The following is a 15,934-nucleotide window of genomic DNA, read 5'->3' on the forward strand; positions in this document are numbered from 1 at the left end:
CCTCAAGTCCCGCTCGACCTGAGAGATCCGTACGGCCGAAAAGCGCCGATGGTCAGGAGCCGCCGAGGCTCCTGCCCATCGCGCGCGACCCGGTCGAGTTCCGCACCGTGAACGCCACCGTGCCCGGGAGATAGCGGTCCTGGGACCATTCGAGCGGCAGCCCCGCCGGGTCGGTGGAGCGGCGGCGTTCACGGAGCAGGGCCTCCCCGGCCCCGCAGCCCAGCAGTTCCGCGTCGGCCGCGTCCGCCGGGACCACGTCGATCGTGTGATGGGCGTCGACGAACAGTATTCCGTGCGCTTCCAACTCATCCGCGTGCGAGGCGAGTTGCGGGTCCATCGCGAGTACGAGCTCGCCCACCCGCTCCGGATACGTGGTGCGCTCCACCATCACCGGCGCGCCGGACAGCGTACGCACCCGCAGCACCCGGAACACCCGCTCTCCCAGCGGCAGTCGCAGATGGTACGCCTCCTCCTCGCTCGCCTCGCCGGGGTCCACCGAGACCGTCCGGCCGCCCGGCACCTCGCCCAGCGAGCGGGCCCAGCGCGCGAAGGACCGCAGCTCCTCGAAGCTCTGCAGCCGCGCCCCGCCGGCCCCGCCGAGCACCACCCGCCGCGCACCGCGCCGCGAGGTCACCAGGCCGTCGGCCCGCAGCGCGCCGAGCGCCTGGCGGATCGTTCCCCTGGACACCCCGTAGGTGCGGGCGAGTTCGTCCTCGGCGGGCAGCCGCGCCCCCGACCCGTACTCGCCCGCGGTGATGGCGGCCCGCAGATCGCCGGCCACCTTCCGGTACAGCGGCGCCTTGCCTGCCACGTTCTCCCCCTGGATGTGTCAGCCGGTGCGGATCAGCGAGCGGAGCAACGCGAGATCCGCTTCCTCCAGACTAGCCAGCACCGTTCGGCCCGCCGCGGGCGCGATGGGTTCCATGGACGGCACCGCGAGCACCGCGCATCCCGCCGCCTCCGCCGACGTCACACCGGTCACCGTGTCCTCGACGGCGACACACCGCGAGGGCTCCGCCCCGAGGGCCGCCGCTGCCGCCAGATACGGATCGGGCGCGGGCTTGGTCCGTACGGTGTCCTCCGCGCCGTAGACCGCGTCGAAGCGGTGCCCGGCCAGCGAGGCCGCCACCTTGTCGACCACGGCTCGGGGCGAGGCCGACACCAGCGCGGTCGGCACCCCGTGCTCGCGCAGCACCGACAACAGCCGGACCGCGCCCGGCCGGGGCTCGGCCCCGTCCGCGAGCCGCGCCGCGAATCCATCGCCCAACTCGGCGGCAAGGACCGCCTGTTGCTCGTTCAGTGGCTCGCTCAGCATCGCGGCCGTGTCCTCCACCGACCGCCCGTAGACGGCTCGCCGCCCCGCACCGGCCAGGACGTAACCGTGCCGGGCCGAGACCTGCTCGACGACCTCGACCCAGGCCGCCTCGGTGTCCACCAGGGTGCCGTCCATGTCGAACAGGACGGCCCGCAGCCCGCTCACGCGTCCTCACCCGCCGCCAGCACCGGACGCCGCTGCGGCCGTACGGTCACGGCAGCGCCCGCGCCGAACGCGCCCGCCGCGTGCGAGGGGAGGTCGGCCTTGACCTGGGTTCCGTCCGCGAGCCGGATGTGCAGCCGGGTGCTCGCGCCGTGGAAGGCGCTGCCGGTCACCTGGTCCGGGCCGCCCTCCGTGACGTCCAGTGCCTCGGGCCGCAGCAGGAACTCGGTGGCACCGGCGACCGGCCCGTCCACCGGGAGCGTGACGCCCAGGACCTCGGCCTGCCCGTCCGCCGTCGGGCGGCCCGGGACGCGGTTCATCGTGCCGATGAAGGACGCCACGAACGGCGTCGCCGGACGGTCGTACAACTCGGCCGGGCTCGCGCACTGTTCGAGGCGCCCGCCGTGCATCACCGCGACCCGGTCGGCCATCGACAGCGCCTCCTCCTGGTCATGCGTGACGAAGACCGTGGTGATGCCGAGCTCCAGCTGGAGGCGGCGGATCTCCTCGCGCAGGCTGACGCGCACCTTGGCGTCGAGCGCGGACAGCGGCTCGTCGAGCAGCAGCAGGCGGGGCTGCAGCGCGAGCGCGCGGGCCAGCGCGACCCGCTGCTGCTGACCGCCGGAGAGCTGGTGCGGAAAGCGGGTGCCGTGGTCGGGCAGGCCCACCAGCTCCAGCAACTCGGCGGCGCGCGACCGGCGTTCGGCCGCCGCGACCTTGCGCATCCGCATCCCGAAGGCGACGTTCTCGGCCACCGTCAGATGCGGGAAGAGGCTGTACGACTGGAAGACCATCCCGGTGTCGCGCCGGTTGGCCGGCACCGGCACGATGTCCTCGCCGTCCAGCAGCACCTGCCCGGCGTCCGGCCGCTCGAAGCCCGCGAGGACCCGCAGCGCCGTGGTCTTGCCGCAGCCCGACGGGCCGAGCAGGGCGAGGAGTTCACCGGGCGCGACATCGAGGTCGAGCCCGTCGAGCGCGACGGCCGAGCCGAAGGTGCGGCGTAGCCCCCGGATCTTCAGGGCGGTTCCGGTGCGCGCAGGTGCGTCGGTGATCGTCACGCGCCCGCCTCCTTCTTGTTCTTGCGGACGGGGATACGAAAGCGGGTGCGGGCCAGGCCCGTCACGACGAGCAGCAGCACCCAGGTCAGCACCAGGCTGAGCAGCGAGACGGCCACCGACAACTGGGCGTTGGAGCCGGACGCCTGCACGATCCACACCGCGAACGGCTGGAATCCGAGCAGCTGCGCCACCGTGAACTCGCCGAGGACCAGCGCGAGCGCCAGGAACGACGCGTTGAGCAGCGCGGTCCGCAGATTGGGCAGCACCACCGAGAAGATCGCACGCGGCCAGGACGCGCCCAGATCCCGGGCGGCCTCGACGAGCGTACGGACGTCGACGGCGCGCAGCCCCGCGTCGAGCGAGCGGTAGACGAACGGCAGCGCCATCACCACGTACGCCAGGACCAGGATGACGGGGAAGTCGGGATTCTGGATGGCCACGAACGTCTGGTACAGCGGGGTGGTGGAGAGGTGGTCAGGGCCCCACTTCAGGACCGTCCCGATCCCGGCCACCAGCGCCACCGGCGGCACCACCAGCGGCAGCGTGCACACCGTCTCCAGGACCGCCCGCAGCCGTCCCGACCCCGAGAGCCGCACGGCGAGCGCGGCCGGGACCGTCAGGACCAGCGCGAGCGCGACCGTGGTGAGCCCGAGGCCGAGGGAGAGCAGCAGCGCGGTGCTGAAGCCGTCGGCGGCGAAGATCTGGGTGTACGAGGAGAGGGTGAGGCCCTGATTCGGGATGTCGATCGTGAAGACCGCGGCGGCGAGCAGCGGGACCAGGAAGTAGACCCCGGCCACGCCGAGGACCGCGCCGCGCCACGGGCGCAGCGGCTGCGTCAGGCGAGCCATCGGGCGCTCCTTCGCGTCAGGGGCAGGTGGACGGCCATGACGAGGGCCGCGACCATGACCATGTCGAGGCTGAGCGCGAGCGCCACGTTCTCCTGGCCGAGCAGGACGTTGCCGGAGAGCGCGTCCGCGATCTGGAGCGTCACCAGCGGCACCGAGCTGCCGACCATCGCGGCGGCCGTGGCGTACGCGGCGAAGGCGCTGCCGAAGAGCAGCACGAACCCGCCGAGCAGGGTCGGCAGCAGCACCGGGATACCGACGTGCCGCCAGTACTGCCAGGTGCTCGCACCGGAGTTGAGGGCCGCCTCGCGCCACTGCGGGCGCAGCCCGTCGAGCGCGGGCGCCACGGTGAGCACCATCAGCGGGATCAGGAAGTAGAGATACGTGATCGCCAGGCCCCAGAAGCTGTAGAGGCTCCAGCCGTGGTCGCCGAGCCCGAGGCGGGTGGTGAGCACACCGGCGTTGCCCAGCGTCGCGACGAAGGCGAAGGCGAGCGGCACGCCGCCGAAGTTGGCGAGGACGCCGGACGCGGTGAGCACGCTCTCGCGCAGCACCTTGCCGCGCGAGGTGACGACGGCCTGCGCGAGCAGCAGCCCGAGCACCGAGCCGATCGCGGCGGTGGTGGCCGCGAGCTTGAGGCTGCCGAGCAGCGCGGTGCGGTAGGCGCCGTGCACGGACGCGTCCAGGTTGGCCAGGCCGTACGAACCGTTCACCGTCAGCGCCCCGTCGAGCATCGCGATCGCCGGGAGGCCGAAGGCGAGCGCGACGAAGAGGAGCAGCGGGACGGCGGCGAGCCAGGGGCCGGGACGGCGGTGCTTGGTAACCGCCTTGTCCGCCACGGCAGTTGTGGCCGCCCGGGCCGGGGCCGAAGCCCCGGCCGGGGTGGTGGTCTCGATCGTCACAGCGTCAGCCCGAAATCGCCTTGGCCCAGCCCTGGGCGAGGACCGTCTTCGCCCGGGCGGTCTGCTGCTCGCTGGGGAACTTCGGGGTGCCCGCGACCTTCGGGAGCTTGGCCGCCGCGTCCTTGTCGAGGGTGCCGTCCTGCTCCATGACGCTCATGAGCGCCGGGCGGGCGTGCCCCTTCAGTCACAGGTTCTGGCCCTCGGCGGAGTACAGGTACTCCTGCCACAGCCGCGCGGCCGCCGGGTGCGGGGCGTCCTTGTTGACGGCCTGCGAGTAGTACTGGGCGTAGACGCCGTCGGTGGGCACGGCGACCTTCCAGTCCAGACCCTTGGACTTGAACTCCTCGCCGTAACCGGCGTTGAGGTAGTCCCAGTCGATGCTGATCGGGGTCTCGCCCTTCTCGACGGTGGCCGGGGTGGACTCGACGGGGTTGTAGTTCCCGCTCTTCTTGAGCTTGGCGAAGAAGTCGAGGCCGGGCTGGATGTCGTCGAACGAACCGCCGTTCGCGAGCGAGGCCGCGTACACACCGGCGAACGCGGAACCCGACTTGGTGGGGTTGCCGTTCAGCGCGACCTGCCCCTTGTACTGGGGCTTCAGCAGATCGGCGAAGGTCTGCGGGCACTCCTTGACGCGCTTGGCGTCGCAGCCGATCGAGACATAGCCGCCGTAGTCGTTGAACCAGCGCGCCTGCGCGTCCTTCTGGCCCTCGGCGATCTTGTCGTACGCCTCGACGCGGTACGGGGCGGTCAGGCCCTGCTGGGCCGCGGCCTGCGCGAACGAGGCGCCGAGGTCGAGGACGTCGGGGGCGCGGTCCTGGCCCTTGCGGGTCTTGACGGCGTTGATCTCGTCCTGGCTGGTTCCGTCCGGGTTGTCGACGGCGACCTTGATGCCGTACTTCTTGCTGAACCCGTCGATGATCGCGCCGTAGTTGGCCCAGTCGCGGGGGATGGCGATCGCGTTGAGCGTGCCTTCCTTCTTGGCGGCGGTGACGAGCGCGTCCATGCCGCCCGCGTCCTTGGCGGTCGCGGCGGTCGCGATGTTCTGCCCGCCGCCCTTCCCGGCCGAGTCGACGGACTTGGCGTCGCTCTTGGCGCCGCACGCGGCGAGGGCGAACGCGGATGCGGTGAGCGCGAGGGCGATACCGGTGGTGCGGCGTATACGGGGGGCGGTCGTCACGTGGGCTCCATGAGGGGCGAGGCCGTACGGAGTTGTACAGCCAACTGTTGTACAGACAACTCCTTCATTACGGGGGTGGTGCGTGACTCCGCGGTTAACGGGGGGAGGCGGGGGTGGTCCTGGCGGACGGCGGGTTGGGGCGATTTTCGGCCGCGACGGCTGGCGCCTTTTGGCCAGGTCGAGGGTGTGTTCGTTGGCTGCGGGCCGGTGGGGGCTGGTCGCGCCGTTCCCCGCGCCCCTTAGGGGGCCTCCAGGAGTGTTGCTATCTCCGCGTGCGCGGTTTGCTGGTCCACGGTTGCCCAGACCGTTCCGTCTCGCCTTGCCTCCGCCACTATCGTCACGCCGTCCTCGTCCTTCACCCGGCGGACTGCCGTCTCTATCTCCTCGCCGTACGTCCGGACCAGTTGTCGGCGCAGTTCGTCCGCGATGTCGCGGGTGAGCCAGCGGCGGGCCTCTGTCAGGGCCTCGCGGCGGGCCGGTGCGTCGTATCGCAGCAGTGTGCGCACCGTCGGTAGGGAGCCTCGGCGGGCTGCCAGGACCAGGAGCGGTTCGCCCGTCGGGCCCGGCAGGGACGGGTCGGCGCCCGCTGCGAGCAGGGCCGCCGTCGTGGTGGCGTGGCCCAGGCGTACCGACCACGTCATGGCCGTGAAGCCGAAGGACTCGCGCAGGTCCGGGTGGGCGCCGGCCGCGAGCAGGGAGCGTACGACCTCGGTGTGGCCGCCGCACGCCGCGCCGCACAGCGGCAGGTCCGACGCGTCCGGGCCGCTCGCGCGCTCGGGGTCGGCGCCCGCGGCGAGGAGGAGCCGGACCGCGCCCGGCCGGTTCTCGACGGCGGCCAGATAGAGCGCGGTCGTGCCCTCCGCGTCCACGCTCTCCGCGGCCGCCCCCGACCGCAGCGCCCACATCACCGCGTCGTCGTCACCGGCCAGTACCGCCTCGAACAGGTCCATATGTCGACCTTACGTTCGAAAGCCCCATCCATGATCGTCATCAGGTGTCGCACTCCAGGACCGTGCGGCACAGCGCGCATCGCGCCCGTACGCGCCCCCGCACGGGTACCCGGATCCGCTGATGACACGTCGGGCACGCGAAGCAGACCCGCAGCTCCCCGCGGTCGTTCTCGAAGGAGTACGGGAGCCCGCCGGTCGACAGGCCGCCGTTCTCGTTCGCGTAGCGGCGGTCCTTCGCGTAGCGCCGCCGTCCCGCCCAGCCCGCCGCCACCAGCGGTGGCTGCTGGAGGTCGCGCCGGGCCTGGGTGAGGCCCGCCGTGTACGCGGGGTACGCCTGAGGGCTGGTGAACCACGGTGAGGGGTCCTCGCCGAACACGGCCGCCCGCTTGGCCAGGACGTAACCGAACTCCTCCGGTGTGAGATAGCCGAGCTTCTGGCTGGAGACGCCGTCCTCCCGGAACGCGTCGAGCAGCAGCCACCCCGCGCCCAGATAGGTGGTCGCGGTGTCGGTGAGGATCTCGTTGTCGCGCGTGCCCGGGAACGAGAGGTCGAGCCGGTGCAGCAGCACATGCGTGATCTCGTGCGCGAGCGCGGCCCCGATGTCCCGCCGGTGGTGCCGGAAGCGGTCGTTGAGCTCGATGAAGTACTCCGGTCCCGCCGCGAGTTCGACCGCCGCCGCGTGCTGCATCTCGCGGAAGCCCACGATCATCCGGGCCTCCGGCAGCCGCAGGTGCTGGACCAGCGCCCGGGCCACCCGCTGGGCCCCGAGGTGCAGGTCGTCCTGGTCGGCGAAGGCCACGTCGGCGGGCAGCACGCTCGTCGCGTACGACTGGAGCCCGTCGTACGACAGCCGCTTGTGCAGCGCGGTGATCGCCGCCCGCACGGTGTCGAGGTGCGGATATCCGTGGACGACCGGACTGGACCCGGCCGCGCTCTCGTGGGACACGCTGGCACCCCCGTACGACGGTGAACCGGCCTCCACTGTACGGCGGTCATGGCGCGGCCGGTGGTGCAGTACGCCTGGCCGGAAAGTGCTCCTTGTAGCGGGTACGGCGGGTTCCGGATAATCCTCGGACACGCTTTGACGCGCCCATGACATGCGCTGCGCGAGCGGCGTACGGGACCGGGCGTGCCGGGGTGTGGCTCTCCAACCCCCCACGAAAGGCAGTTCCTTGAAGAACACCATCGTGCGTGCGCTCAAGAGATGCGTGGCCGTCGCGGCGGTCACCCTCGCGGCGGTCACCCTGCAACCCGCCACCGGCGCCACCGCCTCCCCGATGCCCGTCGTCGGCGGAACCCGCGCGGCCCAGGGCGAGTTCCCGTTCATGGTCCGCCTCTCCATGGGCTGCGGCGGCGCCCTCTACAGCCGGCAGATCGTGCTCACCGCCGCCCACTGTGTGGACGGCTCCGGCGCGAACACCTCCATCACGGCCACCACGGGCGTCGTCGACCTCCAGAGCGGCAGCGCCGTCAAGGTGAAGTCGACCGAGGTGCTCCAGGCGCCCGGCTACAACGGCAAGGGCAAGGACTGGGCGCTGATCAAGCTCGCCAAGCCGGTCAGCCAGCCCACGCTCAAGATCGCCACCACCACCGAGTTCAACAACGGCACCTTCACCATCGCCGGCTGGGGCGCCCGCAGCGAGGGCGGCGGCCAGCAGCGCTATCTCTACAAGGCGACGGTCCCGTTCGTCTCCGACGCGGACTGCCAGGCCGCGTACGGCGGCGACCTCGTCCCCGGTGACGAGATCTGCGCCGGCTACCTCCAGCAGGGCGGCGTCGACACCTGCCAGGGCGACTCCGGTGGACCCATGTTCCGCAAGGACAACAGCAATGCCTGGATCCAGGTCGGCATCGTCAGCTGGGGCCAGGGATGCGCCGAGCCCGGCTATCCCGGCGTCTACAGCGAGGTCTCGACCTTCGCCGCCGACATAGCGCAGGCGGCCGCGACGCTGTGATGGTGTGATCGCCTTTGTGGCCGGGCGCCCGGAATTTGCGGGCGTCCGGCCGAACCTGGTCATATAGGGACATGCCGATCACAGTGGTCATCGCGGACGACCAGGAGATGGTCAGGACCGGGTTCCGCATGATCCTGGAGAGCCGGTCCGACATCGAGGTCCTGGACGACGTCCCGGACGGCCCGGCCGCGCTCGCGGCGGTCGACCGGCTCGACCCGGACGTCCTGCTCCTCGACATCCGGATGCCCGGCCTCGACGGCCTGGAGGTGACCCGGCGCCTCTCGGGCCGCGAGCGCCCGCGCATCGTCATCGTCACCACCTTCGACCTGGACGAATACGTCCACGCCGCCCTGCACGGCGGCGCCTCGGGGTTCCTGCTCAAGGACGCGAGCCCCGAGATGCTGGTCGAGGCGGTCCGGGCGGCCGCCGCCGGTGACTCGCTGGTCTCCCCGGCGATCACGGTCCGGCTGCTGAAGGAGCTCGCCACCGCCCGGCCCGCCGGGTCCGTGCGCCGCCCCGCCGAACCCCTCACCGAGCGCGAACGCGATGTCGTACGGTGCCTGGCGCGCGGCGCCACCAACGCCGAGATCGCCTCCGACCTGTATGTCTCCCTCTCCACCGTGAAGACCCATCTGGCCAATGTGCAGGGCAAGCTCGGGGCCCGGAACCGGGTGGAGATCGCCGCCTGGGCCTGGGAGAGCGGCCTGGCCACGGGCGCGGCGTGAGTCCCGTACGCACCTGGCTGCGCACCCATCCGCACGCGGCCGAGGCCGCCCGCGTGGCGCTCGCCGCGGTCCTCGTCGGCCTGGTGGTCTTCGAGGGCCTGGCGCTCGCCCGCCAGCCCACCCGGCCGCACGCGATCGTCTGGGCCTCGGGCCTGGTGGTCTGTCTGTGCGCGCTGCCCTGGCCGGGGGTTCCCATGGTCGTACGGGCCTGGGTCGCGGCGGCCGTCACCTGGACCGCGACGGGGCTGATGTTCTTCGACCGGCCGGAGATCGTCTGGGGGATGGGCGAGGCGGTGGCGCTCCTTGTCCTGCTGTCGGCCGTGCTGCTGCGGGCGCCGTCGCGCACCGCCGCCGTCCTCGGCCCGCTGCTCGGGCTCGGCTGTACGGCGGTGCCGGTGCGGGATGCCTCGCCCGGCCGGTTCACCTTGCTCTTCGCGGTGCTGACGGTGGTGGTCAGCGCGTACTCGCTGCTGCTGCGCGCCCAGTCCTGGCAGCGGGTGCGCGATCTCCAGGCCGTACGGCAGGCCGAGCGCCTCGAACTCGCGCGTGAGCTGCACGACTTGATCGCCCACCATGTCACCGGCATCGTCGTCCAGGCCCGCGCGGCCCGGTTCACCTCGGTAGAGGGGCAGCGGGCGGCCGACACGTTCGGCCGGATCGAGGACGCGGGGGGTGAGGCGCTGAGTGCGATGCGGCGTCTGGTGCGGGTGTTGCGTGCGGGCGATCCCGAGACGGAGCCGGTCGCGGGTCTCGCGCAGATCCGCGAACTGGCCGACCGTTTCTCCCTGGCGGGCCCGCCGGCCGTGCTGCACGTCGAGCCCGGCCTGGAGGCGCGTGTGCCCGGCGAGGTCGCGGCCGCGGCGTATCGCGTGGTGCGTGAGGCGTTGACGAACGTCCGCAAGCATGCGGGGGATGCGAGTGCGGTGCGGGTGGGGCTGCGGGTGGTCGGGTCGGGCCTGGAGGTCCGGGTCGCCGACGACGGCTCCCGGGCGGCTCGTCTCCCGCTTTCCGCCCGGGGCGACGGGTTCGGCCTCGCGGGCCTGACGGAGCGGGTGTCGGCGCTGGGCGGCGAGTTGACGGCGGGCCCGTCGCCGGAGGGCGGGTGGCTGGTGCTGGCGGTCCTGCCGCTGGAGTGAGCCGGTGGTTCGTCTGCGGCCCGGTGGGGGTTGCTCGGGCAGTTCCCCGCGCCCCTTAGGTAGTCCGCCTGATCCCGAGAACTTGGCTCAGCCGCAGGCCTTTAGGGGCACGGGGAACTGCGCGACCAGCCCCCGCCGGCCCGCAGACGAACACTTAGTCCAAGACCCCCTCCCCTTTGTCCATGGGCGCACCCACACCCCCCGGCCCAAGGTGACCGCACCGACCCCCCGGCACGAGGAGGAAGCGTGGACGCCGAAGTACGCGGACCGAAGCGGAGGACGGTGGTCGCGGTCACCGCGCTGGCCGGAGCCGGGGTCGCCCTCGGGGTGAACGGCACCGCCAGCGCGGCCACCGAGTGCGTCATCCGCTCCCGAGACCTGGACGTACGCGTCGACACCCGGTTCCCGCGCGTGATCTCGTACACCGACCGAACCACCGGCGCCCGGCTGTACGGACAGGAGGACCCCGTCCACGACGTCCTCATCGACGGCGCACCCCACACCCCCCACGTCACCGCCCACCCCACCCGCGACCACATCACGTACACGCTCGCGTTCGACAACGGCACCGAGATCCGCGCGGAGATCCGCGTCGACGGCAACCGAGTCCACTGGCGGATCACCCGCATCCACGACACCCCGGCGCTGCGGATCGGCACGATCCAGATCCCCGGCCTCGCCCTGCTCTCCGTACGCGACGACCAGCCCGGCGCCGCGCTGCTCGCCGCCAAGATCCAGCTGGACAAGGCGAAGAGCGGCGACACGCTGGTCCTGGTCACCAAGGACACGGTCACGGACACCGCACCCGTCGGCTGCGCGTACGCCGTCGTCGCGCACGACGGCCTCGGCGGGGCGATCGAGACCAACACCGTCTACGACAAGCCCGACAGCGCCGCCGGGACCACCTGGGAGAACGGGCGGCTGTGGCGCCGGACGGTGAAGCGGGGCGGTCACGTCACGGCGCAGCTGGTCCCGGGCCAGTGGACGCACCGCGCGGCGACCGCCCCCGTCGACGCCACAGAGCCGCTGCCGTACGCCACCGTGATCATCACAAGGGGCCGGGGCGGCGGCAACGCGGTGGACTGGCAGGACGCGGCGACCGCGCTGCGCGAGATCATGGTGACCCCGCTCGGCGCCGACGAGCAGCACCTGCGTGTCGTCCCGCACATCCCCTTCAACTTCGCCTCGCAGGCCACCAATCCGTTCCTCGCCACCCTCGACAACGTCAAGCGGATCTCGCTCGCGACGGACGGCCTGCGCCAGTTCACGCTGCTCAAGGGCTATCAGTCCGAGGGCCACGACTCGGCGCACCCCGACTACGCGGGCAACTACAACGAACGCGCGGGCGGTCTCGAAGACCTCAACTTCCTGGTCCGCGAGGGCCGCAAGTGGAACAGCGACTTCGCGGTCCATGTGAACGCGACCGAGTCGTACCCCGTCGCCCACGCCTTCTCCGAGACGCTGGTCGACAAGAAGAACCAGCAGTGGGACTGGCTCGACCAGTCGTACCGTATCGACCAGCGCCGCGACCTGGTCTCCGGCGACATCGTGCGCCGCTTCGCGCAGCTGCGCCGGGACGCGGACCCCGCGCTCAACGCGATCTACCTCGACGTCTTCCGCGAGTCCGGCTGGACCTCCGACCGCCTCCAGCGCGCCCTGCGCGACCAGGGCTGGCTGGTCGCCTCGGAGTGGGGGCACGGCCTGGAGCGCTCCTCGCTCTGGTCGCACTGGGCGAACGAGACCGACTACGGCGGCGACACCTCGCGCGGCATCAACTCCCGGCTGATCCGTTTCCTCCGTAACCACCAGAAGGACGTGTTCGCCAACAAATGGCCGACCCTGCTCGGCCATGTCCATATGGGCAACTTCGAGGGCTGGGTCGGCAAGACCGACTGGACGGCGTTCTACCGGCTGATCTGGACCGAGTCGCTGCCCGCCAAGTACCTCCAGGCGTATCCGATCCGGCGCTGGAACGACCACGAGATCACCTTCTCCGGGCCGACCGCCACCGCCGTCTCCGACACGGACGGCGTCCGCCGGATCACGACGGACGCGCGCGTGGTGTACGACGGCGGTTCCTATCTGCTGCCATGGGAGCCGCGCAGCGCGCTTGATCCGGCGAAGCTGTATCACTACAACCCGGATGGTGGGACGACTAGTTGGCGGCTGCCGCGCGGCTGGGCCGGATCGCGGTCGGTGGCGCTGTACCGGCTGACCGACCAGGGGCGGGTGCACGTACGCGATCTGCCGGTCCGCGCCGGGAGCGTCACCCTCGACGCCGAGGCCGCCCAGCCGTATGTCGTCTACCGCGACCGCGTCGCCGCCCGCCGACCAGGCTGGGGCCAGGGCACCCTGCTGCACGACCCCGGCTTCAACTCCGGCTCCCTGGACGGCTGGACGGTCGGCGGCCCTGCGTCCGTGCGCCGCAGCGAGCTCGGCGACTACGAGCTGGTGATCGGCGCGGGCACGGCGGCCGCCGTCGGCCAGCGCCTCAGTCGCCTCGCACCCGGGCAGTACGCGGCGTCCGTGCAGGTCGAGGTGGGGGAGCGGGCGGACGAGCGGCGCACGGCGGCCCTGGAGGCCCGCACCGCCGACGGCGTCACCGCGCGCAACTGGACGGCGACGTCCACGGCGGGCAACTACGTGGCCGCCGACCGCAAGCACGGCACCCGCTTCCAGCGGATGTTCACGTACTTCACCGTCCCCGAGGGCGGCGGCCCGGTCGAGCTGACCCTGCGCGCGGAGGCCGGGAGCGCCCGGGTGCGGTTCGACAACGTACGGATCGTCGCCGCGCGCCGCACCGCCAAGGCGGGCACGCTCGCGTACGAGGACTTCGAGAACGTGCCACAGGGCTGGGGTGTCTTCGTCAAGGGCGACGCGGGCGGCGCCACCGACCCGCGCACCCACATCGCGCAGCGGCACGCGCCGTACACCCAGCGCGGCTGGAACGGCAAGGCGATCGACGACGTGATCGACGGCGGTCAGTCGCTGAAGTCGCGCGGCGAGAACGATGGGCTGGTCTACCGGACGGTTCCGTTCACCGTCCGGTTCCTCCCCGGTAAGCGCTATCGCGTCGCGTTCCGATACGAGAACGAGAAGGCGGGCCAGTACGCCTGGATCACCGGCCTCGACGACGGCTCGGCGACGCGTGAGCTGAGCCGCGAAGCACTCCCGTCGGCCAACGAACCAACCGTCTACGCCTATGAGTTCACGGCCCCGGCGAGTGGTGAGGTCTGGGTCGGGCTGCGCAAGACGGGCGACGACGGGACGGCGGAGTTCGTGCTCGACGCCTTCGAGGTGCGCGAGCTCTGACGGGAGGGACGCGGGCCGCCCCGATACGAGGGGACGGGGCGGCCCGCGGGATTCACATGATCAGGAGGAGATCACGGGCTTGTTGAGGCGGTTTGCTTACTTGAAGGCGATCGTCTGGACCGTGTTGCCGGTGGTCTGCTCCCAGGCGGTGATGTTGCACTGCGCGGCGGCGCAGTCCACGGTCACGTCCTTGCCCGTGGACCAGTCCTTGGCGGTGAAGGCCTTCGCGACGTTGTAGCTCACCGAGACGGCGCCGTTGGCGTCGGCGGTGAGGTACTTGACATCCGTGGAACAGACGGTGGCCGAGGCGCACTCGCCCACGTTCACGGCGGCGCCGGGCGTGTAGCCGGAGGCCGATATCGTGACCGTCTGGCCGTCGGAGAGCCCGGTGTTCGGGGTCACCGAGATGGCGGTCGCGGCGCTCGCCGGAGTCGCGAGCAGTACGGTCGCCGCCACGGCGGCACCGGAGGCGGCCAACTTGGCGATGCGGGACCGGGTGATGAGATCCTTCATGTCAACCTCGATGTGTGCGACGGGAGATGGAACGCGCTTTCCTCGCGCTCTTCGAGGCTAGTGGAATTTCACTTCCGGATTGATTGAATCATCAAGCTCCAGCTCCAAAACCCATACCGTATTGGCTTGTTCCCGCAGCACCGCTCCCGGGACGTGAAGGGACCGCTGTGGTCCGGCGGACCAGTAACGCCCGAGGTTGAATCCGTTCACCCAGGCGAAACCTCGTACCAGACCCGGAAGTTCAAGGCGGGCATCGCCGGGTTCTTGAACGTCGAACGTGCCCTGAAACAGACCCTGTCCGCTGTTCTCCGCAGTTGAACGGAACGGCAGCCGCCGCATCCGGTCCGCGTCCTCGAACGCGTCGAGCCGCAGTCCACGCGCGCGTACGCCGTGCAGGAACTGCCGTTCGTGGAGTACCCCGACGGTGATGCCCTTGGGTTCGGCGAGCCTCGGTCCGTAGTTGACGCGCCCCAGCGACTCCACCCACAGCTCGACAGCGGCGGGCCCCGCCACCGGCTCGGGCAGCACCGCGTCGTCCTCGGTCAGCACCCCCGCCCGCACCCCGTCGACGTATACGACCGCCCGGTCGCGCAGCCCTTCCACCCGCAGCGGATACGGCTGCCGGGGCCCCGGCACCTCGAACCGGTAGCGCACCACGCCCCGGTCCACGTCCAGCTCCTCGAACGTCGGCGGTATCCCGTACTCGCTCTCGGGTGAGCCCAGTGCCTCCAGTACGTCCTCGGCGGCCACCCACTTGGTCAGCGGCACGGTGACGGGGGTGCCCAACGTCCTTGGTGGAGGCGGGAGTTGCGGGAGGGGGCCGTCCTGGTGCTCGGCGAGCACTTTCCGGAACGCCCAGAATTTCGGAGTCGGGCGGCCGCCCTCGTCGACGGGCGCGTCGTAGTCGTACGACGTCACGTCCGGCAGCAGCTTTCCGACATGCGCCTCGCCGTCCCGGTTCGCGCCCGACCAGCCCGCGAAACTGGTGCCGCCGTGCGCCATGTAGAGGTTGACGGAGGCGCCGCACTCCAGGATCTCGCGCAGCGCCCCGGCCGCCTCGCGCGCGTCCCGTACGACCGGCTCCGCGCCCCAGTGGTCGAACCAGCCGCACCAGAACTCCATGCACATCAGCGGTCCCTTCGGCTGGTGACGACGCAGCACCTCGAAGGCCCCGAGCGCGTCCGAGCCGAAGTTCGCGGTGGCGAGCAAGCCCGGCAGCGACCCGCCGGTCAGCATGTGGTCCTCGGGCCCGTCGGAGGTGAACAGCGGCACGGAGACGCCCAGTTCGCCCAGCAGCCCGACGAGGGCGCGCAGGTATTCCTGGTCCGAGCCGTAGCTGCCGTACTCGTTCTCGACCTGCACCATGAGCACCGGGCCGCCCCGGTCGATCTGCCGCGCCACCACCTGCGGCAGCAGCTCCCCGAACCAGCGCCGTACATGGCCCAGATACTCCGCGTCCCGGGTGCGCACCCGTCGCCCCAGGGGGCCCGTCAGCCAGTGCGGCAGGCCGCCGTTCTCCCACTCGGCGCAGATGTACGGGCCGGGGCGCACGATCGCCCACAGCCCGGCCGCCTCGGCCGCGTCCAGGAACCGGCCGAGCGCGCCGGGGTCGCGGAACTCGCCCGGCGTCGGCTCGTGCAGGTTCCATGGAACGTACGTCTCGACGCAGTTGAGCCCCATCGCCCGCAGCATCGCCAGCCGGTGGCCCCACTGGGACTCGTGCACCCGGAAGTAGTGCAGTGCCCCCGACAGCAGCCGCACCGGCCGCCCGTCCAGCAGAAAGTCCTCGTCACCCACGGTGAAGTCAGCCACCGGCCCCCGCCCGTCTCTCGTCCGCTCGCCCCCGCCACTTTTGTCCCTGGCGCCCCGCCGGTCCATGGACAA

The 15,934-nt window shown here is 71.6% G+C and carries 13 protein-coding genes and 1 pseudogene; 4 read left to right on the forward strand and 10 right to left on the reverse strand.

Going from position 1 to position 15,934, the window contains the following annotated elements; translation table 11 throughout:
• Nucleotides 1-52: 52 nt before the first annotated feature.
• The 8 genes and pseudogenes from ACT1U9_RS23675 to ACT1U9_RS23710 form a co-directional block, all read right to left on the reverse strand.
• Nucleotides 53-811: a GntR family transcriptional regulator gene (locus ACT1U9_RS23675; protein ID WP_444534676.1), complete on the reverse strand. Its 759-nt coding sequence runs from the start codon at nucleotides 809-811 to the stop codon at nucleotides 53-55.
• Between the two features lie 18 nt (nucleotides 812-829).
• Complete coding sequence (locus ACT1U9_RS23680; protein WP_444534677.1) at nucleotides 830-1,480, reverse strand: HAD family hydrolase; 651 nt, start codon at nucleotides 1,478-1,480, stop codon at nucleotides 830-832.
• Nucleotides 1,477-2,535, reverse strand: coding sequence for an ABC transporter ATP-binding protein (locus tag ACT1U9_RS23685; protein WP_444534678.1), 1,059 nt, complete (start codon nucleotides 2,533-2,535; stop codon nucleotides 1,477-1,479). Before ACT1U9_RS23685 ends, ACT1U9_RS23680 begins: the two co-directional genes overlap by 4 nt.
• Nucleotides 2,532-3,383 carry an ABC transporter permease gene (locus ACT1U9_RS23690; RefSeq protein WP_444534679.1) on the reverse strand — a complete coding sequence of 284 codons (852 nt, stop codon included), beginning with the start codon at nucleotides 3,381-3,383 and terminating at the stop codon, nucleotides 2,532-2,534. The genes ACT1U9_RS23685 and ACT1U9_RS23690 overlap by 4 nt, the downstream gene beginning before the upstream one ends.
• Nucleotides 3,371-4,219 carry an ABC transporter permease gene (locus tag ACT1U9_RS23695; protein WP_444539226.1) on the reverse strand — a complete coding sequence of 283 codons (849 nt, stop codon included), beginning with the start codon at nucleotides 4,217-4,219 and terminating at the stop codon, nucleotides 3,371-3,373. Before ACT1U9_RS23695 ends, ACT1U9_RS23690 begins: the two co-directional genes overlap by 13 nt.
• Nucleotides 4,220-4,286: 67 nt before the next feature.
• Nucleotides 4,287-5,441, reverse strand: a pseudogene (locus ACT1U9_RS23700) (ABC transporter substrate-binding protein).
• 257 nt (nucleotides 5,442-5,698) lie between these two features.
• The gene (locus tag ACT1U9_RS23705; protein WP_444534680.1) at nucleotides 5,699-6,409 is read right to left on the reverse strand and encodes an ankyrin repeat domain-containing protein; all 711 of its coding nucleotides are present in this window, start codon (nucleotides 6,407-6,409) and stop codon (nucleotides 5,699-5,701) included.
• A gap of 40 nt (nucleotides 6,410-6,449) precedes the next feature.
• Complete coding sequence (locus tag ACT1U9_RS23710) at nucleotides 6,450-7,355, reverse strand: hypothetical protein (RefSeq protein ID WP_444534681.1); 906 nt, start codon at nucleotides 7,353-7,355, stop codon at nucleotides 6,450-6,452.
• 226 nt (nucleotides 7,356-7,581) lie between these two features.
• On the opposite strand from ACT1U9_RS23710, the gene ACT1U9_RS23715 reads away from it, so the two are divergent.
• The 4 genes from ACT1U9_RS23715 to ACT1U9_RS23730 all read left to right on the forward strand — a co-directional run bounded on the left by ACT1U9_RS23715 (nucleotide 7,582) and on the right by ACT1U9_RS23730 (nucleotide 13,537).
• Nucleotides 7,582-8,364 carry a S1 family peptidase gene (locus ACT1U9_RS23715; protein WP_444534682.1) on the forward strand — a complete coding sequence of 261 codons (783 nt, stop codon included), beginning with the start codon at nucleotides 7,582-7,584 and terminating at the stop codon, nucleotides 8,362-8,364.
• A gap of 71 nt (nucleotides 8,365-8,435) precedes the next feature.
• Nucleotides 8,436-9,089 carry a response regulator gene (locus ACT1U9_RS23720; protein WP_444534683.1) on the forward strand — a complete coding sequence of 218 codons (654 nt, stop codon included), beginning with the start codon at nucleotides 8,436-8,438 and terminating at the stop codon, nucleotides 9,087-9,089.
• Nucleotides 9,086-10,225, forward strand: a complete 1,140-nt coding sequence (locus ACT1U9_RS23725; protein WP_444534684.1) for a sensor histidine kinase — start codon at nucleotides 9,086-9,088, stop codon at nucleotides 10,223-10,225. Before ACT1U9_RS23720 ends, ACT1U9_RS23725 begins: the two co-directional genes overlap by 4 nt.
• Before the next feature lie 246 nt (nucleotides 10,226-10,471).
• The gene (locus tag ACT1U9_RS23730) at nucleotides 10,472-13,537 is read left to right on the forward strand and encodes an endo-alpha-N-acetylgalactosaminidase family protein (RefSeq protein WP_444534685.1); all 3,066 of its coding nucleotides are present in this window, start codon (nucleotides 10,472-10,474) and stop codon (nucleotides 13,535-13,537) included.
• A 96-nt stretch (nucleotides 13,538-13,633) separates the two neighbouring features.
• Here ACT1U9_RS23730 and ACT1U9_RS23735 read toward each other — a convergent pair whose 3' ends face one another.
• Nucleotides 13,634-14,050 (reverse strand): enediyne antibiotic chromoprotein, encoded by a 417-nt coding sequence (locus ACT1U9_RS23735; RefSeq protein ID WP_444534686.1) that lies wholly within the window; start codon nucleotides 14,048-14,050, stop codon nucleotides 13,634-13,636.
• Between the two features lie 57 nt (nucleotides 14,051-14,107).
• Nucleotides 14,108-15,862, reverse strand: a complete 1,755-nt coding sequence (locus ACT1U9_RS23740; protein WP_444534687.1) for a glycoside hydrolase family 35 protein — start codon at nucleotides 15,860-15,862, stop codon at nucleotides 14,108-14,110.
• Nucleotides 15,863-15,934: the final 72 nt, after the last annotated feature.

This window comes from Streptomyces sp. BR1, from assembly GCF_052373795.1.
Classification (GTDB): Bacteria; Actinomycetota; Actinomycetes; order Streptomycetales; family Streptomycetaceae; genus Streptomyces.